Here is a 4,659-nt window from a genome sequence, read left to right as displayed (position 1 = left end):
CCGCGGGCGTCGGCCGGCACGCTGGACATGATGATCGCCGTGTTGGGAGCGGCGAACAGACCGCCGCCGAGCCCGTTGAGGAAGATCAGCGCGGCGAACACCCAGTACGAGAAGTCACTCGGCAGGACCAGCAGCCCGGCGAAGGACACCGCCATCACCAGGAAGCCGCACGCCGCGAACAGCCGCGCCCCGAACTTGTCCGACAGCGCGCCCGACAGCGGCCCGGCGAGCAGGAAGCCGATGGTCAGCGGAAGCATGTAGATGCCCGCCCACAGGGGTGTGTCGGCGTAGTCGTAGCCGTGCAGCGGCAGCCAGATGCCCTGGAGCCAGATGATCAGCATGAACTGGAGGCCGCCCCGGGCGATCGCGCCGAGCAGGGTCGCGGCGTTGCCACCGGCGAAGGCCGCGTCGCGGAACAGCCGCAGCGGGAACATCGGTTCGGCGACCCTGGCCTCCACGAGGCAGAAGACCGCGAGCATCACGGCGCCGCCGATCAGGCCCGCGAGCACCCAGGGGTTGGTCCAGCCCATGGTGTGGCCGCCGTACGGCTGGATGCCGTAGGTGATCCCGGCGAGCAGCGCGGTCAGGCCGATGGCGAAGGTGATGTTGCCCCACCAGTCCATCCGCCCCGGCCGGCGGATGCCGGTCTCGTGCAGCGACTTGTACGCCCACACCGTGCCGATCAGGCCGATGGGCACGTTGACCCAGAAGATCGAGCGCCAGTTCCAGGTGACCAGCACACCGCCGAGCACCAGGCCGAGGAACGAACCGGCGATGCCGGCCACCATGTTGACGCCGAGCGCCATGCCGCGCTGCCGCGCCGGGAAGGCGTCGGTGAGGATCGCCGCCGAGTTGGCCATCAGCATCGAACCGCCGATGGCCTGCACGATCCGCCAGCCGATCAGCCACAGCGCGCCGCTGCCGCCGTGGAAGGGGTCGAGCGAGAGGATCACCGAGGTGATCGTGAAGATCAGGAAGCCCGCGTTGTAGATGCGGACCCGGCCCATCATGTCGCCGAGCCTGCCGAGCGCCACGACCAGTACCGCGGTGACGAGCATGTAGCCCATCAGCATCCACAGCAGATAGCTGACGTTCGCGGGCTCCAGCGGGTCCAGACGGATGCCGGTGAAGATGCCGGGCAGCGAGATCAGCACGATCGAGCTGTTGATCGTGGCGATCAGCATGCCCACCGTGGTGTTGGTCAGCGCCACCCACTTGTAGCCGGGGTGGTCCGCGCCGATCCATCTGCGCCCGCGGTGCTGCCCGGTCTCGGAGGCGCCGGGTATGCGGTCGGTCTCCTTGGTCGTCATCGGTTGCTCCCGGTGTCAGGCCGTTCGGGCTGAAGGGCGGGCTGGGCGGACTGGGCAGGCTGGGCGGGCTGAGCGCTCTTGGCGGTGCCGGTGAGCATGCGCCGTACGAGCGGGGCGACGACGCGCATGGCCTCGGCGAGCGCGCGCTGATCGTCGTCCGGGAGGCCGGTCATCAGGTCGGCCAGACGGGCGTCGCGTGACCGCCTGCGGGCGGCGAGCACCTCCCGCCCGGCGTCCGTGACCGCGATGAGCGTCACCCGGCCGTCCACCGCGTCATCGACGCGCATGACCAGGTCCTGGCGTTCCAGCCGCTGCACCAACTGGGTCATGGACGGCTGGGCCACGCCCTCCGCCGCCGCGAGGAGCGTGAGCCGGACCGGGCCCTCGCGTTCCAGCCGCGCCAGGGTGGAGGCCGCGGTGAAACTGAGGTCCCGGTGATCCGTCACGACCCTGATCACGGCAGATGCCGTCTCCGCCAGTGACTGTGCGGTCCGCTGCACGTCCGCATCTCTGTGAGAGTGATCCACACTCTTTAAGTATCACCCGCCTATATAGGAACCCTATGAAAATCTTCGTAAGACTTTCGGGCCGGGCGGGAAATGGGGCCATATGAGGCCGTCGGAGGCCCGGACATGCCGGTGCCGGGACGGAGGGATCCGTCCCGGCACCGGTGTTTCGGGGGTGGAGCGTAGGTGAAAAAGCGGTCGCTCAGCTGACCGTGACGTCGAAGACCGGGGACGCCGTGCTGCCGCTGACCATGCGCAGCTCGTTCTTGCCCTTCAGGCCCAGCTCGACGCGCAGCGCGTAGGAGCCGCCGCTGTTGACGGGGGTGGACGCCGACAGGGCGACCCACTTGCCGTGCTGCTTCTGCTGGAGGGTCACCTTGCCGCCCGCCTTGATGCCGGTGGTCTTGCCGGTGACCCGGAACAGCGTCCAGGCGTGCACCGAGGACACCGACGGCGTGGCCGTGATGGTGGGCTTGGCGGCCGCGGCCGTACGGGCACCGGCGACCGTCGCGGTGTGGACGGCCGGGGTGGCGGCCATGGCCGTGCCCGCGAGGGCGAGCGAGGTCGCGCCCAGGACGCCGACGACGGCAACGCGCAGGGAACGCCGCTTTGTGACCATCATGAATCTGTCCTTTTCTGTGGTGAGTTCAACTGTTCACGCCAAAGGAGAGGAACATGCCGATTGGCGCGGTCACTTGGAACGACGTCACCACGAGCGCGGGCGTTCACTCACGATTTGTCCCTGTCTTGTAACAGCCGGTCCGGTGTCACGCGCGGGGCCCGATCTCCTTCCCCTCGGCGTCCCGGACGGTGATGGCCTGCATCGGGCAGATGTCGGCCGCGTCCAGGGCGCGTTCGTCGCCCTCCGGGATCTGCTCGCGCACCGGACGCGCGTGGTCGCCGTCGAGGACGAACAGTTCCGGCGCGGTCCCGGCGCACATCCCGGAGCCCATGCACTGGCCGGGGTCCACGCTCAGTCGCCAGCTCATCGCCGCCTCACCAGCCCACCGGCATCACGCGGGGCCCGCGCACCAGCATCTCGGTCTTCCAGGTGATGTCACCCGCGAGGCGCAGCCCGGGGAAGCGGGTCACCAACGCCCCGATGGCCTCCTGGAGTTCGAGCCGGGCGAGGGGAGCGCCCAGGCAGTGGTGCACACCGTGGCCGAAGCCGAGGTGCGCGTTGCCGCCGCGGGTGAGGTCGAGCGCCCCGGCCTCGGTGAAGCGCAGCGCGTCCCGGTTCGCCGCCCCGATGGCGACCAGCACCGGCTCCCCGGCCCGCACCAGGGTGCCGCCGACCTCGACGTCCTCCTTGGCGTACCGGGCCTGCCCGGCCCCGCTGCCCAGCGGGACGAACCGCAGCAGCTCCTCGATCGCCTGCGTGATCAGCGAGGGGTCGGCCCGCAGCTGGGCCAGCGCCTGCGGGTGATCGAGCAGGGTGAGCACGAAGTTGGGGATCTGGGTGGCGGTGGTCTCGTGACCGGCCACGAGGATGCCGACGCACAGGTCGACCAGCTCCAGCTCCGACAGCCGGTCGCCGTGGTCGCGCGCCTCGATCAGCGCCGTCATCAGGTCGTCCTGAGGAGCGGCGCGATGCGCGGCGATCAACTCGGCCATGTAGGCGCGCAGTTCCTCGCGGTTGCGGTCGAACTCCGCCGCTGTCAGGGAGCTGGTGGACAGCGCCGCGTCGCTCCACACCCGGAACTGGGGGCGGTCTTGCTCCGGGACCCCGAGCAGCCGGCAGATCACCGCCACCGGGATGGGCAGCGCGTAGCGGTCGACCAGATCGACGGGCGGGCCTGCCGCCTCCATCGCGTCCAGCAGGGATGCCGTCAACTCGCGTACCTGCGGCCGGAGTTTCTCCACCTGGCGCACGGTGAACGCCTTCGCCACCAGCGAGCGCAGCCGGGTGTGGTCGGGCGGGTCCATGCTGAGGATCCCGCTGTCCCGGCGGCCCTCGGAGGCGCGCGGCTCGTCGTGGTCGAGGCTCAGCGCGCGGCTGAAACGCTGGTCGCCGAGGACCAGCCGGGCGTCCGCGTACCGGGTGGCGAGCCAGGCCGGCTCGCCGTACGGCATCCGCACGCGCAGCAGCCCGGGAGTGTCACGGGCGCGCTCGTACGTCTCGGACAGATCCAGGTCCTGGCCGGAGTTGAAGGGGTAGGCGAGGGGTGCGTGGTCGGTTGCCGTCACAGCTGTCTCCCTTGTGTAAGCACACGCTTACAACGCTAGGAGCTGCGCCCGGGGCGCGCAACGACGCGAATCGGCCGTTACTCTGCGGGTCCTTGCAGACGCGCGTCGGGCGCGGGGCGGCGAAGGAGCAGTGGGTGGACGGCGGCGAGTACACGCGGGACCAGCACCGGAGCGCCGGAGCCGCGCCGGGCGGGGAGCCGGCGGGGCGTCCGCGCGATGCCAGGGAGACCCGCGCGCGCATCCTGCGGGCGGCCGGCGCGGTCTTCGCGGAGCGGGGGTACGAGGCGGCCACCGTCCGGGACATCGCCGCCCGTGCCGGGGTGAATCAGGCGCTCATATTCCGCTACTTCGGCTCGAAGCAGGCCCTGCTCACCGAGGTGATGGCGCAGGACGGCAAGGAGCAGGTGAGCAGCACGCCCCCGGAGCTGCTGTTCGAGACCGCGCTGCGCGGTGTCCTCGCGGAGGGCGGTGGCGCCGACGCGGACCGGCTGGCCGTCTACCTCCGCTCCATCGGCAGCGCCGACGCCGCCCCGGAGACGGTCCGCGCCCTGGGCGAGGAGTACGCCGCCGCGCTCGCCGCCCTCTCCGAGGCCGAGGACGGCACCCTGCGCGCCCAGCTCGCCATGGCCTGGCTGCTCGGCATCGGCCTGATGCGG

Annotated in this window: 6 protein-coding genes; 1 reads left to right on the top strand and 5 read right to left on the bottom strand. The window is 70.9% G+C overall.

Features of this window, described 5'->3' with window-relative positions:
* The 5 genes from CCN72_RS36030 to CCN72_RS36010 form a co-directional block, all read right to left on the bottom strand.
* The coding region (locus CCN72_RS36030) for an MFS transporter (RefSeq protein ID WP_107430282.1) at positions 1 to 1,310 on the bottom strand (1,310 nt) is incomplete at its 3' end.
* Positions 1,307 to 1,756 (bottom strand): MarR family winged helix-turn-helix transcriptional regulator, encoded by a 450-nt coding sequence (locus CCN72_RS36025; protein WP_244174654.1) that lies wholly within the window; start codon positions 1,754 to 1,756, stop codon positions 1,307 to 1,309. The genes CCN72_RS36025 and CCN72_RS36030, both read right to left, overlap by 4 nt.
* 262 nt (positions 1,757 to 2,018) lie before the next feature.
* Complete coding sequence (locus CCN72_RS39390; RefSeq protein ID WP_086812578.1) at positions 2,019 to 2,438, bottom strand: hypothetical protein; 420 nt, start codon at positions 2,436 to 2,438, stop codon at positions 2,019 to 2,021.
* 145 nt (positions 2,439 to 2,583) lie between these two features.
* On the bottom strand, positions 2,584 to 2,805 hold the full coding sequence (locus tag CCN72_RS36015; protein WP_086812577.1) for a ferredoxin: 222 nt from the start codon (positions 2,803 to 2,805) through the stop codon (positions 2,584 to 2,586).
* A 7-nt stretch (positions 2,806 to 2,812) separates the two neighbouring features.
* Complete coding sequence (locus CCN72_RS36010) at positions 2,813 to 4,003, bottom strand: cytochrome P450 (RefSeq protein ID WP_086812576.1); 1,191 nt, start codon at positions 4,001 to 4,003, stop codon at positions 2,813 to 2,815.
* A 92-nt stretch (positions 4,004 to 4,095) separates the two neighbouring features.
* On the opposite strand from CCN72_RS36010, the gene CCN72_RS36005 reads away from it, so the two are divergent.
* A partial coding sequence (locus CCN72_RS36005; RefSeq protein WP_244174653.1) for a TetR/AcrR family transcriptional regulator occupies positions 4,096 to 4,659 on the top strand: 564 nt, incomplete at its 3' end.

The sequence above is a fragment of the Streptomyces murinus genome (genome assembly GCF_002154555.1).
Classification (GTDB): Bacteria; Actinomycetota; Actinomycetes; order Streptomycetales; family Streptomycetaceae; genus Streptomyces; species Streptomyces murinus.
The sequence above is the reverse complement of the archived record's forward strand: the minus strand, read 5'-3'. Positions and strand labels throughout refer to the sequence as shown.